14 protein-coding genes and 1 tRNA gene are annotated in these 17,130 nt (G+C 69.5%); 10 read left to right on the forward strand and 5 right to left on the reverse strand.

The annotated features are described in order from the left end of the window. Positions 1–104: 104 nt before the first annotated feature. Positions 105–177, reverse strand: a tRNA-Arg gene (locus tag KBO27_RS15000). A 240-nt stretch (positions 178–417) separates the two neighbouring features. Here KBO27_RS15000 and KBO27_RS15005 point away from each other — a divergent pair. Continuing rightward, entirely contained in the window at positions 418–1,335 is a 918-nt protein-coding gene (locus KBO27_RS15005; protein ID WP_210970599.1) for a cation diffusion facilitator family transporter, read from the forward strand. A 45-nt stretch (positions 1,336–1,380) separates the two neighbouring features. Here the strand turns inward: KBO27_RS15005 and KBO27_RS15010 are convergent, their stop codons facing one another. Next, a complete protein-coding gene (locus KBO27_RS15010; protein ID WP_210970600.1) occupies positions 1,381–2,055 on the reverse strand; it encodes a DUF305 domain-containing protein in 675 nt (224 codons plus the stop codon). Then, the gene (locus tag KBO27_RS15015; RefSeq protein ID WP_210970601.1) at positions 2,052–2,834 is read right to left on the reverse strand and encodes a thioredoxin-like domain-containing protein; all 783 of its coding nucleotides are present in this window, start codon (positions 2,832–2,834) and stop codon (positions 2,052–2,054) included. The genes KBO27_RS15010 and KBO27_RS15015 overlap by 4 nt, the downstream gene beginning before the upstream one ends. 253 nt (positions 2,835–3,087) lie before the next feature. On the opposite strand from KBO27_RS15015, the gene argS reads away from it, so the two are divergent. The 6 genes from argS (at position 3,088) to rho (ending at position 12,326) form a co-directional block, all read left to right on the forward strand. Continuing rightward, positions 3,088–4,749 carry an arginine--tRNA ligase gene (gene argS, locus KBO27_RS15020; protein ID WP_210970602.1) on the forward strand — a complete coding sequence of 554 codons (1,662 nt, stop codon included), beginning with the start codon at positions 3,088–3,090 and terminating at the stop codon, positions 4,747–4,749. A gap of 96 nt (positions 4,750–4,845) precedes the next feature. Next, positions 4,846–6,264 carry a diaminopimelate decarboxylase gene (gene lysA, locus KBO27_RS15025; RefSeq protein WP_210970603.1) on the forward strand — a complete coding sequence of 473 codons (1,419 nt, stop codon included), beginning with the start codon at positions 4,846–4,848 and terminating at the stop codon, positions 6,262–6,264. Beyond that, complete coding sequence (locus KBO27_RS15030) at positions 6,265–7,569, forward strand: homoserine dehydrogenase (RefSeq protein WP_210970604.1); 1,305 nt, start codon at positions 6,265–6,267, stop codon at positions 7,567–7,569. Then, on the forward strand, positions 7,566–8,654 hold the full coding sequence (thrC, locus tag KBO27_RS15035; protein WP_207921997.1) for a threonine synthase: 1,089 nt from the start codon (positions 7,566–7,568) through the stop codon (positions 8,652–8,654). Before KBO27_RS15030 ends, thrC begins: the two co-directional genes overlap by 4 nt. Further along, positions 8,651–9,568: a homoserine kinase gene (thrB, locus tag KBO27_RS15040; protein ID WP_210970605.1), complete on the forward strand. Its 918-nt coding sequence runs from the start codon at positions 8,651–8,653 to the stop codon at positions 9,566–9,568. Before thrC ends, thrB begins: the two co-directional genes overlap by 4 nt. Positions 9,569–10,442: 874 nt before the next feature. Continuing rightward, on the forward strand, positions 10,443–12,326 hold the full coding sequence (rho, locus tag KBO27_RS15045; RefSeq protein WP_210970606.1) for a transcription termination factor Rho: 1,884 nt from the start codon (positions 10,443–10,445) through the stop codon (positions 12,324–12,326). Between the two features lie 189 nt (positions 12,327–12,515). Here rho and KBO27_RS15050 read toward each other — a convergent pair whose 3' ends face one another. Further along, positions 12,516–12,860, reverse strand: coding sequence for a hypothetical protein (locus tag KBO27_RS15050; protein WP_246537269.1), 345 nt, complete (start codon positions 12,858–12,860; stop codon positions 12,516–12,518). 310 nt (positions 12,861–13,170) lie between these two features. Between KBO27_RS15050 and rpmE the strand changes: the two genes are divergently transcribed. The 3 genes from rpmE (at position 13,171) to prmC (ending at position 15,455) form a co-directional block, all read left to right on the forward strand. Then, a complete protein-coding gene (rpmE, locus tag KBO27_RS15055) occupies positions 13,171–13,383 on the forward strand; it encodes a 50S ribosomal protein L31 (protein WP_093413636.1) in 213 nt (70 codons plus the stop codon). 121 nt (positions 13,384–13,504) lie between these two features. Beyond that, on the forward strand, positions 13,505–14,572 hold the full coding sequence (gene prfA / locus KBO27_RS15060) for a peptide chain release factor 1 (RefSeq protein WP_210970608.1): 1,068 nt from the start codon (positions 13,505–13,507) through the stop codon (positions 14,570–14,572). Between the two features lie 10 nt (positions 14,573–14,582). Continuing rightward, positions 14,583–15,455, forward strand: a complete 873-nt coding sequence (gene prmC / locus KBO27_RS15065) for a peptide chain release factor N(5)-glutamine methyltransferase (RefSeq protein ID WP_210970609.1) — start codon at positions 14,583–14,585, stop codon at positions 15,453–15,455. A gap of 101 nt (positions 15,456–15,556) precedes the next feature. Here prmC and KBO27_RS15070 read toward each other — a convergent pair whose 3' ends face one another. Beyond that, positions 15,557–17,059, reverse strand: a complete 1,503-nt coding sequence (locus KBO27_RS15070; protein ID WP_210970610.1) for an alpha/beta fold hydrolase — start codon at positions 17,057–17,059, stop codon at positions 15,557–15,559. Positions 17,060–17,130: the final 71 nt, after the last annotated feature.

Here is a 17,130-nt window from a genome sequence, read left to right on the forward strand (position 1 = left end):
CTATCGGCTGAAAGCGGCAGATGTGGGTCGGCCGTCGCCGAAACGCAAAACCGCCTCTGGTCCAGTTCTCGTTGACCAGAGGCGGTTCGCTCGTCCTTCGAATGCGCCCTCGACAGGATTCGAACCTGTGACACCTGCCTCCGGAGGGCAGTGCTCTATCCACTGAGCTACGAGGGCTCGTCGCTGCGGACGATCGATAGCTTATCGCACGCCGCACGCGTGTTTGGGATGGGGTCGGGTTGCCGCGCCTCGACGGTGTTCATCTAGGGGTTGCCGGTGGATGGGTGCCTGGGAACCTTCCTGTCACCGCACCCGAGGTGGCCGGGTGGTGATCTGGGTTGCAGGGCACTTCCGTCTCACCTTCCGAATCATGCATACTTCGCTATGTATCTGACCTGGATGTGAGGAGGCGAAGAGATGGGCCACGGTCATGGGCACGGATCCGCGGCGGATGCGGTCCACGCGTCCGGCCGCTACGTGACCAGGCTGTCCATCGCCTTCGGCGTGCTGCTCGCCTTCTTCGTGCTCGAAGCCGTCGTCGGGTGGCTGACGTCGTCGCTCGCCCTGCTGTCCGACGCGGGGCACATGCTCACCGACGTCCTGGGCGTGGGGATGGCGCTGGCCGCGATCACCGCCGCTCGGCGTCCCGCGGGCAACAAGCGCACCTTCGGTCTCTACCGCGTCGAAGTCCTCGCCGCGCTGGCCAACGCCGTCCTGCTGTTCGGCGTCGCCGGCTACATCCTGTTCGAGTCCGTGGAGCGGTTCCGGCAGCCGCAGGAGGTCGCCGGCCTGCCGATGATGGTCACCGCGGCCGCCGGTCTGCTGGCCAACCTCGTCGTGTTCGCGCTGCTGCGCAAGGGTGCGGGCGAAAGTCTCAACGTGCGCGGCGCCTACCTGGAAGTCCTCGCCGACACCATCGGCTCGGCCGGTGTGCTCGTCGGCGGCTTCGTGACCTGGGCGTTCGGCTGGTACCTCGCCGACCCGATCATCGCCGTCGGCGTCGGGCTCTTCGTCCTGCCCCGAACCTTCACGCTCGCCCGCCAGGCGCTGCGGATCCTGGTGCAGCAGGCTCCCGAAGGCCTCGACGTGCAGGCGATGCGCAGTGATCTGGCCGCGCTGCCGTCGGTCACGGAGGTTCACGACCTGCACGTGTGGACGCTGACCTCGGGCATGGAGGTCGCCTCCGCCCACCTGACGGCAGGACCCGACGCCGACCACAGCGGTGTTCTCACCTCCGCGCAGCGGTTGCTGTCGGAGCGCTACCGGATCGAGCACGCGACCCTGCAGGTCGAGCCCGCCGAATGCGCGCGGCGCTGCCAGGAGCTGACCTGGTGAACGGCTGCGGGGCGTCGGCTCAGGGTGAGCGGAAGGTTCCCATGCTCACGCCAGCGGCTTCGCGCCGCGCTGGCTGAGCATGGTCTTCATCAGCTCCATCTCGCTGCCCTGGGAGCCGAGCATGTTCTTCGCCAGGGCGCGGACCGCGGGGACGGCGGCGTGCGTCGCGCCGTACTCGGCCATCGGAGCTCCACCCTGGTGGTGGCGCAGCATCAGCTGCAGGAAGTAGACGTCGAACTCCGGGCCTCGAAGCGTGCCGAGCCGGGAGAGCTCCTCGCTGGTGGCCATGCCCGGCATCAAGGCGCCACCGGACATCGGCATCGGCATCGGGGCGGCGCCGTGCTGGTGGCCGGTGCTCTCGGTCATCCACTGCATGACCGGCCCGGTCGCCTGGGCCGGCTCGTGCCAGATGCCCAACCAGCCCTGCATGCGGCCGATCTGGTCGCGCTGGTTGGTCTCGATGTCGAAGGCGAGCTGCCGGGTGGCGACGTCGTCGGCGCGCTCCCGCGCCAGCGTCGCCATGGTCACCGCCTGCTGGTGGTGGACGCTCATGTCCTGCGAGAAACCGACGTCGACCGCCGTGGCCTCGGGTTCTGCGCTGTCGAAGGACGGCACCCGGATCAGCAGTCCGAGCGCCGCCCCCAACAGCAGCAGGGAGAACGCCGCCACGATGGCGACGATGACCTGCGAAACGCGTCGTGCCTGCGGCAACGGGCTCACTGGCCCATTTGGCCGGAGCCGGCGTTCGCGCCCTTGCCGTCCATGGTGACCGCATCCGGGCCGGGCGGAGTCGCGTCGAACTTCGGCGGGTTGTTGGTGTCGAACGCACCCGGGTAGGCCTGGCAGGAGCCGCCGACCTCGGGGTACACGCCGTTGTTGTTCAGGCGCAGCGCGGTGATGAACTGGTCGATCCGCGGGTCGTCGGCGCTGTCGACCTTGAGCTGGTGACCCCACGACTGCAGCGAGATCGGCTTGTCCAGGCCCGGGTACGGCGACAGCATCGTGTACGGCTTGCCCTGGGCGCGGACCTTGAGGCGGTCCAGGCCGGCCTCGTCGACCTTGTCCGGGTTGTAGGCGATCCAGACCGCGCCGTGCTCCAGCGAGTGGACCATGTTCTCGGTGCGCACCGCCTGGGGGTAGACCACACCGGTGCAGTCGGCCCAGACGCCGTCGTGCGGGCCGCCGAACGGCGGGTTCTTGTCGTAGGCGACGCGCTGGCTCGGGGTCACGTGCTGCTGACCCTCGTACTGAGCGGTGATGACCCCGGGGATCCCCTTCGACGGGTCGGGGTTCTGCGGCGACGGCTTGAACGCCTCGGTGGCCTTCTCCGCAGCTGCCTGCGCATCGCGCGTCGCGGCCTGATCGGACCACCGGGTGTAGGCGTATCCGAAGATCACCGCCGCGAACACCGCGACCACCGTCACCCCGGATACCAGAATCCACGGGATGGACCGTTGGTTCACCACGGCGGCGCCGCGCACCGCTTTGTTCTTAGCCATGCTGCTCGCAAACCTCGTCTCGCCAGAACCGGGGGACAGCGCCCGCCAGTGTAGAGATTGCCCGTGTGGCGGTGTGCCGATAGGCAAATGCTCGCCACCACACGTTCTCACACACAGACAACGCTTCGATCACGCCCCGTGGTCGCCTCGCGCGCGACGCGCAATCCCGCTGGGCCGAACGGCCCCAGCGAGTCCACGGAGTGGGCGGCACCCGGCGTCTGAACTGGGTGGAAGGATCCCTAAACTTCACAGGGTGACTCCTGCCGCGCTCGCTGAACTGGTCCGCAACACCGCCGTCGACGTGCTCTCCGCCCGTGGGCTGGACACGTCGGTGCTGCCCGAGGCGGTCACCGTCGAGCGTCCGCGAAACCCGGAGCACGGCGACTACGCGACCAACATCGCGATGCAGGTCGCCAAGAAGGCGGGAGTCGCTCCGCGTGACCTCGCCACCTGGCTCGCCGAGGCGCTGACCAGCCAGGACGCCATCGACGTGGCCGATGTCGCCGGTCCCGGCTTCCTGAACCTGCGGCTCGCGCCCGACGCCCAGGCCCAGATCGTGCGCGAAGCGCTGGGCAGCGGCGCCGAGTACGGCAAGGGCGAGCTCTACAACGGCCTGAAGGTGAACCTGGAGTTCGTCTCGGCCAACCCGACCGGCCCCATCCACCTCGGCGGTACCCGCTGGGCGGCCGCGGGTGATGCGCTGGGACGGGTTCTTTCCGCTCAGGGCGCCGAGGTGACCCGCGAGTACTACTTCAACGACGCCGGTGCGCAGATCGATCGCTTCGTCCGGTCCCTCATCGCCGGGGCCAAGGGCGAGCCCGCCCCGGAGGACGGCTACGGCGGCGGCTACATCGGCGAGATCGCCGAGCAGGTCCTCAAGGCGGAGCCGGGCGTGCTGGACCAGCCCGAGGACGAGCGGAACGAGACCTTCCGCCGCGTCGGCGTCGGTTTGATGTTCGAGGAGATCAAGCAGAGCCTGAACGACTTCGGCACGGTCTTCGACGTCTACTTCCACGAGGACTCGCTGCACAGCTCCGGCCAGGTCGAGACCTGCGTCGAGCAGCTCAAGGCCTCCGATCACCTCTACTACACCGACGGCGCCTGGTGGCTGCGCTCCACCGAGTACGGCGACGACAAGGACCGGGTCGTCATCAAGAGCGACGGCGCTCCGGCCTACATCGCCGGCGACATCGCCTACCTGCGCGACAAGCGGTCCCGCGGCTTCGACCTGTGCATCTACATGCTGGGCGCCGACCACCACGGCTACATCGCCCGGCTCAAGGCCGCCGCCGCGGCGCTCGGTGACGACCCGTCCGTGGTCGAGGTGCTGATCGGCCAGATGGTGAACCTGATGCGCGACGGCAAGCCGGTCCGCATGAGCAAGCGCAACGGCACCGTGGTCACCCTCGAGGACCTCGTCGAGGCCGTGGGCGTGGATGCCGCGCGCTACTCGCTGATCCGCTCCTCGGTGGACTCCGCGGTGGACATCGACCTGGACCTGATCAGCAAGCGCACCAACGAGAACCCGGTCTTCTACGTGCAGTACGCGCACGCCCGGTTGTCGTCGCTGCAGCGCAACGCCACCTCCCTGGGCATCGAGCGGGGATCCGTGGAGAATGCCGACCTGTCGCTGCTCACCCACGAACGTGAGGGCGACCTGATCCGCACCCTGGGCGAGTTCCCCCGCGTGGTGCGCTCGGCCGCCCAGCTGCGCGAACCGCACCGGGTGGCTCGTTACCTGGAGGACGTGGCCAGCGCGTACCACAAGTTCTACGACGCGTGCCGCGTGCTGCAGCCCGGTGACGACCAGGCCAATCCGCTGACCATCGCCCGGCTGCAGCTGTGCGAGGCCACCCGCCAGGTGCTGGCCAACGGTCTGGGCCTGCTCGGCGTGAGCGCGCCGGAACAGATGTAATCGCAGGCGGACGGCTCGCCCTCGACGAGGAGGGTGCCGTGCTGCCTGATTTCACCGCCTGTCCAGCGGCAGGCTGCGCGAAGGAGCTTTGTCAACATGCGCGCCCATCCCGCCGGGCCGCGGCACGCCGATGTCGTGCCACCCGGCAACACCGCAGGACCGTCTCCGGCGAGTTCCGGGGAGATCGATGAGCTGCACCCCCAGGTGTGGCCGCGCAACAGCGAGCGCGGCGCTGACGGCGTCGTCCGCGTCGCCGGCCTGGACGTGCGGGAACTCGCCGAGCAGTACGGCACGCCGCTGTTCGTCCTCGACGAGGACGACTTCCGGTCCCGCGCCCGTGACTACGCCGAGGCGTTCGGCGACCCGTCCGCCGTGCACTACGCGTCCAAGGCGTTCCTGTGCACCGAGGTGGCCCGCTGGGTCGCCGAGGAGGGGCTGAGCCTGGACGTGTGCAGCGGCGGCGAGCTCGCCGTGGCGCTGCGCGCGGGGTTCCCCGCTGAGCGCATCACGTTCCACGGCAACAACAAGTCCGTCGCCGAACTGACCGCCGCCGTGGAGGCCGGGGTCGGCTCGGTGGTGCTGGACTCGTTCCACGAGATCGCCCGGCTCGACCACATCGCCACCCAGCGCGGCGCCCGGCAGCGGGTGCTGGTGCGGGTCACGGTCGGCGTCGAGGCGCACACCCACGAGTTCATCGCCACCGCGCACGAGGACCAGAAGTTCGGGTTCTCGCTGGCCGCGGGGCAGGCCGCCGAGGCCGTGGCCCGGGTGCTCAAGGCCGATTCGCTGGAGCTGGCCGGTCTGCACAGCCACATCGGTTCGCAGATCTTCGAGGTGGACGGTTTCGAGCTGGCCGCGCACCGGGTGGTGCGGCTGCTGGCCGAGCTGCGCGAGGAGCACGGCGAACAGGCGCTGGCCTCGGCCGACACCGTGGACCTCGGTGGTGGGCTGGGCATCGCCTACACCCCGGACGACGACCCGATGCCTCCGTCGCAGCTGGCCACCCGGCTGTTCGAGATCGTGGGCAAGGAGGCCGACAACGCCGGCCTTCCGGTTCCCAAGATCGCGGTGGAGCCGGGGCGCGCCATCGTCGGCCCGAGCATGATCACCGTCTACGAGGTGGGCACGATCAAGGACGTCGCGCTGGGAGCCGACGTCGCGCGCCGTTACGTCAGCGTTGACGGCGGGATGAGCGACAACATCCGCACCTCGCTCTACGACGCGGTCTACGACAGCCGATTGGTGTCGCGTTCGGCCGAAGCGGAGCCGGTTCTGTCCCGCATCGTGGGCAAGCACTGTGAATCCGGTGACGTAGTGGTGCGCGATTGCTGGCTTCCAGAGGACATTGCTCCGGGAGACCTGCTCGCGGTGGCCGCCACCGGGGCGTACTGCTACGTGATGGCCAGCAACTACAACCGCCTGCCCAAGCCGCCGGTGGTTGCGGTTCGCGCTGGTCAAGCGCGATTGTTGCTGCGCAGGGAGACCGAGGACGACCTGCTCCGGCTGGAGGTGTGAGTGATCCGGGACCGTGAACCGATCAGGGTCGCGCTGTTGGGCTGCGGCACCGTGGGCACCGAGGTGCTGCGGCTGCTGCAGGACCAACCGGAGGAATTCGCGGCGCGCACGGGGGCCCCGATGCTGGTCACCGGCGTCGCGGTGCGGCGCCCGCACAAGCATCCCGAGGTGCCCGAGAACCTGCTGACCACCGATGCCCAGGCGTTGGTGGAGGGTGACGTCGATGTCGTCGTCGAGCTCATCGGCGGCATCGAGCCGGCCCGATCGCTGCTGCTCACCGCGTTGCGTTCGGGCAAGTCGGTGGTCACGGCGAACAAGGCGCTGCTGGCCGAGCACGGCTCGGAGCTGTACGCGGCTGCCGACGAGGCGGGCACCGACATCTACTTCGAGGCCGCCGTGGCGGGAGCGATTCCGCTGCTGCGTCCGCTGCGGGAGTCGTTGGCCGGTGACCGGATCAACCGGGTCATGGGCATCGTCAACGGCACGACGAACTACATCCTGTCGGCGATGGACTCCACCGGTGCCGGCTACTCGGAGACCCTCGACGAGGCCGGGCGCCTGGGTTACGCGGAGGCGGATCCGACGGCGGACGTGGACGGCTTCGACGCCGCGGCGAAGGCCGCCATCCTCGCGTCGTTGGCCTTCCACACGCGCGTGACGGCCAGCGATGTGCACCGGGAGGGGATCTCCGCGGTCACCCCGGGCGACATCGCGGCGGCGGCGACGCTGGATCGCACGGTGAAGCTGCTGGCGATCTGCGAGCGGGTGATCGACGAGGACGGCACTGAGTCGGTGTCGGCGCGCGTGCACCCGGCGATGATCCCGCGCAGCCACCCGCTGGCCGGTGTCGGCGGGGCGTTCAACGCGGTGTTCGTGGAGGCCGAGGCCGCCGGTCAGCTCATGTTCTACGGGCAGGGTGCCGGGGGTGCTCCGACGGCGAGCGCGGTGCTGGGTGACCTCGTGGCGGTCGCCCGGAACCTGGTCGTGAAGGGCAAGGGGCCGCGGGAGTCCGCGCACGCCCAGCTGCCGGTCCAGCCGATGGGCAAGACCCCGACCCGCTACCACATCAGCCTCGACGTGGCCGACAAACCTGGTGTGCTCTCGCAGGTCGCGGCGACGTTCAACGAGCACGATGTGAGCATTTCGGTGGTGCGTCAGCAGGGCAGAGGTGCCGAGGCCAGCCTCGTGGTGGTCACGCACACCGCCGCCGACGCAGCACTTTCGTCCACAGTGGACAAGATCGCGCAGCTCCCGATTGTGCGCGAAGTGGTCAGCGTGATGCGCGTGGAAGGTGAACCGACGTGACGAACATCCAGAGTGCTCCGACGCGGTCCGGGGCCGGGTGGCCGGGCCTGATCGAGGCCTACCGGGACCGGGTGGAGGTTCCCGACGGGGCGCACGTCGTGACCCTGCAGGAGGGCAACACCCCCTTGGTGCCTGCGCCGTACCTGTCCGAGCAGACGGGGTGCACCGTCTACCTCAAGGTCGAGGGCGCCAACCCGACCGGTTCGTTCAAGGACCGCGGCATGACGGTGGCCATCACCCACGCGCTCGCCGAGGGCAGCAAGGCCGTCATCTGCGCCTCCACCGGCAACACCTCGGCCTCGGCCGCGGCCTACGCCGCCCGCGCGGGGCTGACCTCCGCGGTGCTGGTGCCCCGGGGCAAGATCGCGCTGGGCAAGCTCGCCCAGGCCGTGGTGCACGGCGCCAAGATCCTGCAGGTGCAGGGCAACTTCGACGACTGCCTGGAGCTGGCCCGCAAGACCGCAGCGGAGCACCCGGTCACGCTGGTCAACTCGGTCAACCCGGTCCGCCTGGAGGGCCAGAAGACCGCGTCGTTCGAGATCTGCGACGTGCTCGGCCGCGCCCCCGACATCCACTGCCTGCCGGTCGGCAACGCCGGCAACATCACGGCCTACTGGAAGGGCTACACCGAGTACCACCGCGACGGGATCACCGACTCGCTGCCGCGGATGTTCGGTTTCCAGGCCGCGGGTGCCGCGCCGCTGGTGCACGGTCAGCCGGTCGCCGAGCCCGAGACGATCGCGACCGCGATCCGCGTCGGCAGCCCGGCTTCCTGGCAGGGCGCGGTCAAGGCCAAGGACGCCTCGAACGGCCTGTTCTCGGCGGTGACGGACGAGGAGATCCTCAACGCCTACCGGGTTCTCGCGGGCCGGGAGGGCGTGTTCGTCGAGCCCGCATCCGCGTCGAGCGTGGCGGGTCTGCTGGCCAGTTCCGCCGACGGAAGCCTGCCGAAGGGCTCCGTCGTCGTCTGCACCGTCACCGGTCACGGGTTGAAGGACCCCGACACCGCGCTGGCGGGCATGGTCGAGGTCGAGCCGCTGCCGGTCGACCCGAGCGCGGTCGCCGACGCCCTGGAGCTGCGTTGAGCCCGCTCCCGGTGCGGGCGGTCCGAGTCGAGGTTCCCGCGTCGACGGCGAACCTCGGCTCCGGGTTCGACGCGCTGGGCATGGCGTTGTCCTTGCACGACACGGTCTTCGCGCGCGTGATCGACGGTCCGCCCGGCACCGCCGCGGTGTCGGTGGCCGGGCAGGGCGCGGGGATGCTGCCCAGCGACGAGCGCCACCTCGTCGTCCGGGTCGTGCACGACACCCTGGCGGAGCTGGGGATCACGGACCTTCCCGCGCTCGATCTGCACTGCGAGAACAACATTCCGCATTCGCGGGGGTTGGGTTCCTCCGCGGCGGCCATCATCGCCGGCATCGCCATCGCGCACGGTCTGGCGGGAATCGACGTGCGGGCGGCGGAGAACGTCGAGCGCGCGCTGCACCTGGCGGCGGTGCGCGAGGGGCACGCCGACAACGTGGCGGCGAGCATGCTCGGAGATTTCGTCGTGGCCTGGAGGGAATCCGACCGCTTCCGCGCGGCGAGCATTCCGGCGCATCCGGACGTGTCGCCGGTCGCCTTTGTGCCGCAAGGGGAATCGGCGACGAACGTGACTCGCGGGCTGCTGCCGGAGCGGGTTCCGCACGCCGACGCGGCGTTCGCGGCAGGACGTGCGGCGCTCGCCGTGCACGCGATCACCCGGGATCCGTCGCTGCTGCTGGCCGCGACCGATGACCGGCTGCACCAGGACTACCGCGAATCGGCGTGGCCGGAGACCGTCGCGCTGGTGCGCGCGCTGCGAGCCGAGGGGATCGCGGCGGCCGTGTCCGGCGCGGGACCGACCGTGCTGGCGCTGCCGAGCAAGAACGCGAACGCGCACGAGGTTGCCCCGGGCGGGTTCAAGGCGCTGGACCTTCCGGTCGATCGCGCAGGCGTCCGCACGCACGTCGAGGGCTGATTCCGCGCGCCGGCCATCTCCTGTTGAGCCGCTGTGCCCGGACTGTGCGCCGAGCGGAAATGCGCAGTTCACCGGCCCCGGGCGCGGCGGTTTCGCGGGAAGTGGTAGAAAGGAAGTGTCGCCGACGATCCGGCTGTGCGAGGCGCCGGAGGAAACTAGGCGGACCTGATCTTCGAGCTCGGGGATCGCGCCCGCTTACGGGGGCCTTCGTTTCGCTGAATGTCGACGGCACGATCTGCAAGGGCGCCACACGCCCAGGGGGTTGTTGCACCCGAACTACGGGGCGTCTACCCTCAAGGTCAATCAGTCACCGCGCCTAGGGCCGGTGCCGTGCCCGGAACATCGTTTTCCGGGGCGCATCTCCCGCTGTGAATTGGACTCCGCCCGACACGGGCGAAGATCAACTTAGGCGGGTCTGGCGACCGCGGTGACCGAGGCAGGAGTTGTCAACTCAAAGTGAGTTCGCTTCGGGATCATCGGCGCCAATCCGTTGCCGATGTCGGGGTGGGGGCCTTAAGTTCCACGGTGTGGCCTCCCAAGGTGACCATGACGCCGACCCGGATCCTGAAGTTTCCCGGTCCACCACCGGGGCAATCCGAGAGTCGGGGATTCCTGGAATGAGGCGGCAGGACGTGCATCGGCACGTGTGGATCGGAGTGGATGCGTCGCACATGGACCACGCGAGCCGGGTGCCTCCCACTGCCCGGTGCTGCTGGTTCCCCGAGCCAACGTCGAAGTCGGTAATGCTGCGTCCGAGGGGCGAATCCGACCGGCGAAAGGGCTGGTAGCACATACCGGCCGTCCGCACTCAAACGAGCGGGCGGGCAATCCGCTGGGTCGCGTAGGAGGCGCGGTCCGGTCAGGAAGGACATTCGTGAGCAACACCGAACTGTTGAGCAGCGAGGCCGCCAACGGCACCTCATCTGCTGGCCAGCAGGACGCCGAGGCCAACGGCACTCCGCGGCGACGTGGCGGACTCTCCGGCATGGTTCTTGCCGAGCTGCGCCAACTCGCGGGGGAACTGGGGATCGAGACCGGGGGCCTCCGCAAGGGCGACCTGATCGCCGCCATCAAGGAGAAGCAGGGCGGCGGCAGCACTGCGCCGCGAACCCGCTCGACCGCGAAGAAGGCGCAGGTGCGCAGCGAAGAATCCCCCGCCAAGGGAAGTCAGCCGACCCTCGACAGCACCAGCAACGAGGGCGACAACGCCTCGCGCGACACCGCGGCCGAGCCGAACAACAACGGCTCCGCCCCCACGCGCACCCGCACCCGTCGGCAGTCCGGCGAAAGCGGCGGTGACGACGACAATCGTCGTGGCAACAACCGCCGTCGCCGTTCCAACGGGCGCAACAACACGGGCACCGAGTCGGGCGGTGCCGACGACCAGCGCGGCGGCGGCAGCGCCGAGCGCAAGTCCGAGAACAACCGGCAGGACCGGGACAGCAACCGCCAGGACCGGCAGGACCGGGACAGCAACCGTCAGGATCGCCAGGACCGGGACAACCGGCAGGACGATGACGACGAGGGCGGTCGCCGGGGCCGAGGTGGCCGTCGCTTCCGCGACCGCCGCCGCAACCGCGGTCGTGGCGAAGGCGGCGAGCCGGAGGTCCGCGAGGACGACGTCCTGCTGCCCGTCGCCGGCATCCTCGACGTGCTGGAGAACTACGCCTTCGTGCGCACCTCCGGCTACCTGGCGGGCCCGAACGACGTCTACGTCTCGCTGTCGCTGGTGCGCAAGTACGGCCTGCGCCGCGGTGACGCGATCAAGGGCGTCATCAAGCAGCCCCGCGAGGGCGAGCAGCAGCGGCAGAAGTTCAACCCGCTGGTGCGGGTGGACTCCATCAACGGCTTGGAGCCGGAAGCGGCCAAGAACCGTTCCGAGTTCCACAAGCTGACGCCGCTGTACCCGAACGAGCGGCTGCGCCTGGAGACCGAGCCGCAGAACCTGACCGGCCGGATCATCGACCTGGTGATGCCCGTCGGCAAGGGGCAGCGCGCGCTGATCGTCTCGCCGCCCAAGGCCGGTAAGACGATGGTGCTGCAGGCGATCGCCAACGCGATCACCACGAACAACCCCGAGTGCCACCTGATGGTCGTCCTGGCGGACGAGCGTCCGGAAGAGGTCACCGACATGCAGCGCTCGGTCAAGGGTGAGGTCATCGCCTCCACCTTCGACCGCCCGCCGTCGGACCACACCACGGTCGCCGAGCTGTCCATCGAGCGCGCCAAGCGCCTGGTGGAGATGGGCCACGACGTCGTCGTGCTGCTGGACTCGATCACCCGTCTGGGCCGCGCCTACAACCTGGCGGCCCCGGCATCCGGGCGAATCCTGTCCGGTGGTGTCGACTCCACCGCCCTGTACCCGCCGAAGCGGTTCCTGGGCGCGGCTCGCAACATCGAGAACGGCGGCTCGCTGACCATCTTCGCCACGGCGCTGGTGGAGACCGGTTCGACCATGGACACGGTCATCTTCGAGGAGTTCAAGGGCACCGGTAACGCGGAGCTCAAGCTGGACCGCAAGCTCGCCGACAAGCGGCTGTTCCCCGCGGTCGACGTGGACTCCTCCAGCACCCGCAAGGACGAGATCCTGCTGTCCTCGGACGAGCTGGCCGTCACGCACAAGCTGCGCCGGGTGCTCTCCGCCCTCGACGCGCAGCAGGCTCTGGAACTCCTGCAGGACCGGTTGCGCAAGTCGCGCACCAACATCGAGTTCCTGATGCAGGTCGCCAAGACCACCCCGGGCAAGGACGACGACTGATCGTTCGTCCCCACCGGAGAGCAGGGCCCGCACCCGAGTGGTGCGGGCCCTGCTTTTTCGTTGGAAGTGACAGGAAGGTTCCCTGGCTCATGTCGGCTCGGCGGCTCGGTAACGGGAAAGTTCCCATGCACGGCTCGGCTCGGCGGCGCGGTGACAGGAAGGTTCCCTTGCTCGCCGGTGCCGAAGTGCTCACGAGGCGAGGTGGTCGGCCTCGTCGCGCGCAGCGGCAGAGCGCCTCAGCATCGCCGCGAGGAGGACCGCTGCGATCGGTCCGATGATCAGGGCGGCGCTGATCGGGAGCGTGAGGGCGTCCAGGGCGATCGCGCACGCGACCATCGCCAGGGGGTAGGCGATGCGCAGGCTCAGCCGCTGCCAGCGGAAGCGCCACTGCACCTGGTCGGCGCTGAACAGCGCCAGACCGGCGGCGAATCCGAACAGCAGCGGGGCCGACAGCGTCAGCTCGCTCTGCAGCGTCAGCTCGCGCTGCAACGCCAGCAGGTCGATCAGCGCGGCGACGCCGGTGGCGCTGCCCAAGAAGAGCAAAGGTAGGGAGACCCACGACCGGATCGTGAGTTTCCCCAGCACAGCGCAGAACAACACGCGCAAATGATGAACGGTGTTCACGGGGTTGTGCATCTCGGGTGCGCGGGGTCTCGGCGGGTGGTTGCTCTGCTGCGCCGGGCGGTCGCACCGGCGCGACGAACGGCTCCGGGAATACTCCTCCGAACACCTGCGTTGCAGGTCGCGTGCCGTGGTCTGGCACAATTGAAGGCTGGTTCCGGTCCCGGTTCACCACGCTGCGATGGGCGCGTGGACCCGGCGGCCAAGTTGAGAGGAAAAGCCGTTGAAGAGTGGCATCCACCCCGAGTACGTGGTGACGCAGGTCAACTGCGGTTGTGGCAACAGCTTCACCACCCACAGCACCCGCAAGAGCGGTCAGATCACCGTTGAGGTCTGCTCGAACTGCCACCCGTTCTACACGGGCAAGCAGAAGATCCTGGACACCGGTGGCCGCGTGGCCCGCTTCGAGGCCCGTTACGGCAAGCGCAAGAAGTAGCTGCGCCGACGGCGCCCGCTCTCCGCATCACGCGTGAGGGCGGGCGCCGTCTTTGCGTCAGGGCCGTCTCGACCGGGGCGGCTTCGTCCCACTTCACAGCCGTCAGGAAAAGGGTCGCCCCGTGGAGACATCGAAGCTCGAAGGTCTGCTGGCCGAGTACGACGATCTGGAGAAGCGGCTGGCCGACCCGAGCGTGCACGTCGACCAGGCGAACGCCCGCAAGCTCGGCCGCCGCTACGCCGAGCTCACCCCCATCGTGCGCACCTCGCGCGAGCTGGACGAGATCCGCTCCGACCTGGAGACCGCGCAGGAGCTGGCCACCGAGGACGAGGGGTTCGCCGAGGAGGCCGAGCGGCTCGCCGAGCGCATCCCCGAGCTGGAGGACAAGCTCACCGAGCTGCTGCTGCCGCGCGACCCGCACGACGGTTCCGACGTGGTGCTGGAGGTCAAGTCCGGTGAGGGCGGCGAGGAATCCGCGCTGTTCGCCGGCGACCTGCTGCGCATGTACCTGCGCTTCGCCGAGCGCCGCGGCTGGCGCGCCGAGGTTCTCGACGCCACCGAATCCGATCTCGGCGGCTACAAGGACGCAACCGTCGCGCTCAAGGCCAAGACGGGCGACAACAGCCCTGACGGCGTGTGGTCGAAGATGAAGTTCGAAGGTGGCGTGCACCGCGTGCAGCGCGTGCCGGTCACCGAGTCCCAGGGGCGTGTGCACACCTCCGCGGCCGGTGTCCTGGTCTACCCCGAACCCGAAGAGGTCGAGGTCGAGGTCGACGAGAAGGACCTGCGCATCGACGTGTACCGGTCCTCCGGGCCTGGCGGCCAGAGCGTGAACACCACGGACTCGGCGGTGCGCATCACCCACCTGCCGACGGGCATCGTGGTGTCCTGCCAGAACGAGAAGTCGCAGCTGCAGAACAAGCTGCGCGCCATCCAGGTGCTCAGGGCCCGGCTGCAGGCGGCGGCCGAGGAAGAGGCCGAGCGCGAGGCGTCGGAGACCCGTCGCAGCCAGGTCCGCACGGTGGACCGCTCGGAGCGCATCCGCACCTACAACTTCCCGGAGAACCGGATCTCGGACCACCGGGTCAACTACAAGGCGTACAACCTCGACCACGTTCTCGACGGCGACCTGGACGCGGTGCTCGACGCGCTGCTCGCTGCCGATCGCAACGAGCGCCTTGCGCTCTAAGCTGACCGACGTGACCCGACAGCCACTGCGCTTGGCAATCCTGGAGGCCGAGCGCACTCTCGCGGCGGCGGGCGTGGGTAGTCCACGCGCCGACGCCGAGCTTCTCGCCGCGCATCTGCTCGGCGTCGAGCGCACCAAGCTCATGATGGTTCCCCTGGTCGACCCGCCGGTCGTGGAGGCTCTGCAGGAACTGGTGGGCCAGCGCGCCGCCCGCGTCCCGCTGCAGCACCTGACCGGTCGCGCCCACCTGGGCGGTGTGGACCTGGAGGTCGGGCCCGGCGTGTTCGTGCCCCGCCCGGAGACGGAGCTGCTGGTCGAGTGGGGTGTCGGTGTCGTGGACGGCGTCGAGCGGCCCACGATCGTCGACCTCTGCTCGGGTTCGGGAGCTCTCGCGCTGGCGTTGGCGCACGCCCGCCCGGACGCGTGCGTGCACGCGGTCGAGAAGGATCCCGCTGCCCTGTCGTGGGCGCGGCGCAACGCCGGTCTGCGGTCGGAGGCGGGGGACACCCCGATCGGCCTCTACTCCGGTGACGTCACCGACCCCATGCTGTTCATGGAGTTGGAGGGCCTGGTCGACCTGGTCGTCTGCAACCCGCCGTACGTCCCGGACGGAACTCCGGTCCCGCCGGAGGTCCGCAACCACGACCCGCACGAGGCCGTCTTCGGCGGCCGGGACGGGCTCGACGTCGTCCGCCACGTGGTGGCCTGCGCGGCCCGGCTGCTCAAACCGGGCGGCGGTGTGGCGATCGAGCACGACGACACCCACGGCGGTTCGGTGCCCGCGCTGCTGCGCGCCCGCAGGGTCCTGACCGAGGTCCAGGAACACCCGGATCTGGCCGGCCGCCCCCGTTTCGCGACTGCCCGCCGCACCCACCCGGAGTGACAGGAAGGTTCCCTTCCTCGCGATGAGAAGGGCCCCTGCCCATCGGGGAGCGGATTCCCGGTGATGGACAGGGGCCTCTGGTGAGCGGAAGGTTCCCTTGCTCAGGTCGCGGGCTTGTCGCCGGTGTCCTGGGGGTCGTCCTTCTTCGGCTTCTCGTCGCCCTCTGAGGTCGTGTCCGAGGACTTCTCGTCGGGCTTCTCGGTTTCGGCTTCCGGTTCTTCGGCTTCGGCCGGGGTCGCCGGTTCCGAGCCGACCTTGAGGAAGCGGGTCGGTGCGTCGGTGGTGGCCTTCTTCTCGGCGTCGGCGGTTTCGGCGCTGTCGTCGGCAGGCTTCTCAGGGGAGTCGGCATCGTCGGACTTCTCCGTCGATTCGCTCTCCGTCGGCTCTGCCTTCTCGGCCGTTCCTGCCTCCGCCGACTCGGTTTCCTCCGCGGGCTTCGCCTCCGCCGACTCGGTTCCCTCCGGTTCCGCGGACTCGGCGGTTCCAGCGGTGTCCTCAGTGGACTCGGTGGGCTCCGCGGATTCAGGAGCGGTGCCGACGGCTCCGACCTTCAGCAGCGTGGTCGGGGAGTCGACGCTCTCGTCCTTCGCAGCGGGGGAGTCCTCGGTTCCGGTGGAGTCCTCGGGCTTCGCGGACTCGCCCGGCTTGGGGATCTTCAGCCGGTGCGTCGGGGCCTCCGCGCTCTCCTCCCGCTTGGCCGGGCCGGTGGTCCCCTTCTGCGGGGCGATCGCCTGGGTGTTGACGCCGTTGACGAACTCGCGGAGCAGGGCGTTGAACTCGGTGGGCCGTTCGCGGTTCGGCCAGTGGCCCGCCTGCGGCATGACCCGCAGCTGCGCGCCCGGGATGGTTCCCGCCACTTCCTGGGCGGAGGCGACCGGGACGAGGGCGTCCTTCTCGCCGTGGATCACCGTGACCGGGCAGGTGATCCGGTTGAGCTGGGGCAGGTGGTTGATGGTCATCGAGCGGCGGTTGATCGCGTCGGCGTGCCAGTCGGCGAAGACCGAGCGGCGGACGGCGGCTTCGGCGCTGACCTCGTCGACGATGGACTCCAGATCCCGCACCGAGGAGGCGTCGGCGAAGAACACCTTGTTGAGCGCGAAGCGCACCAGGGAGCGGTTGCTGCGCAGCAGGGTGGCGGCCATCCGGCCGCTGAACCCGGTGCGCATCAGCAGGTAGGTCGCCAGGTGGTGCGGCATGCGGTGCTGCATCCCGGTGCTGTCGACCAGCGCGAGCGCGCGCACCCGCTGGGGGTGGCGCAGCGTGAACCCGGCCGCGATGCTGCCGCCCATCGACAGGCCGACCAGGGTGGCCTGGGGGATCCGCCAGGCGTCGAGCAGCCAGCGCAGGACCTCTTCGAAGGTGCGCTGGTTGCCTCGTCCGCGCCACTCGGTGCTACCGCCCTGGCCGGGCAGGTCAGGGGCGTAGACGCGGTGGTCGGCGGCCAGAACGCCGATGGTGTTCCGCCAGCTCAGCAGGGCGTTGTCAGGTCCGCCGCCGTGCAGCAGGACGATCGGTGGCCCGTCGGTTCCCGCCTTGTAGTAGCGGACCTTGCCGGCCGGGAATTCGATCTGGTCGACCTCGACACCCTGGGGTGGGGCGGTCATCAGTGTTCTCCTCATTTCCGTGCTTCGTCGGTGCCCGTGTCCGGCAGACGCGTGGGAGGTCGGGCTCGTTT

Source organism: Saccharopolyspora endophytica (genome assembly GCF_018070075.1).
In the GTDB taxonomy this organism is placed as follows: Bacteria; Actinomycetota; Actinomycetes; order Mycobacteriales; family Pseudonocardiaceae; genus Saccharopolyspora; species Saccharopolyspora endophytica.

What these genes read in the sequence shown, in the direction of transcription:
- lysA (WP_210970603.1), top strand. Translation starts at nt 4,846, where the DNA reads ATGCGCGCCCATCCCGCCGGGCCGCGGCACGCCGATGTCGTGCCACCC.
- KBO27_RS15005 (WP_210970599.1), top strand. Translation starts at nt 418, where the DNA reads ATGGGCCACGGTCATGGGCACGGATCCGCGGCGGATGCGGTCCACGCG.
- KBO27_RS15015 (WP_210970601.1), bottom strand. Translation starts at nt 2,834, where the DNA reads ATGGCTAAGAACAAAGCGGTGCGCGGCGCCGCCGTGGTGAACCAACGG.
- KBO27_RS15070 (WP_210970610.1), bottom strand. Translation starts at nt 17,059, where the DNA reads ATGACCGCCCCACCCCAGGGTGTCGAGGTCGACCAGATCGAATTCCCG.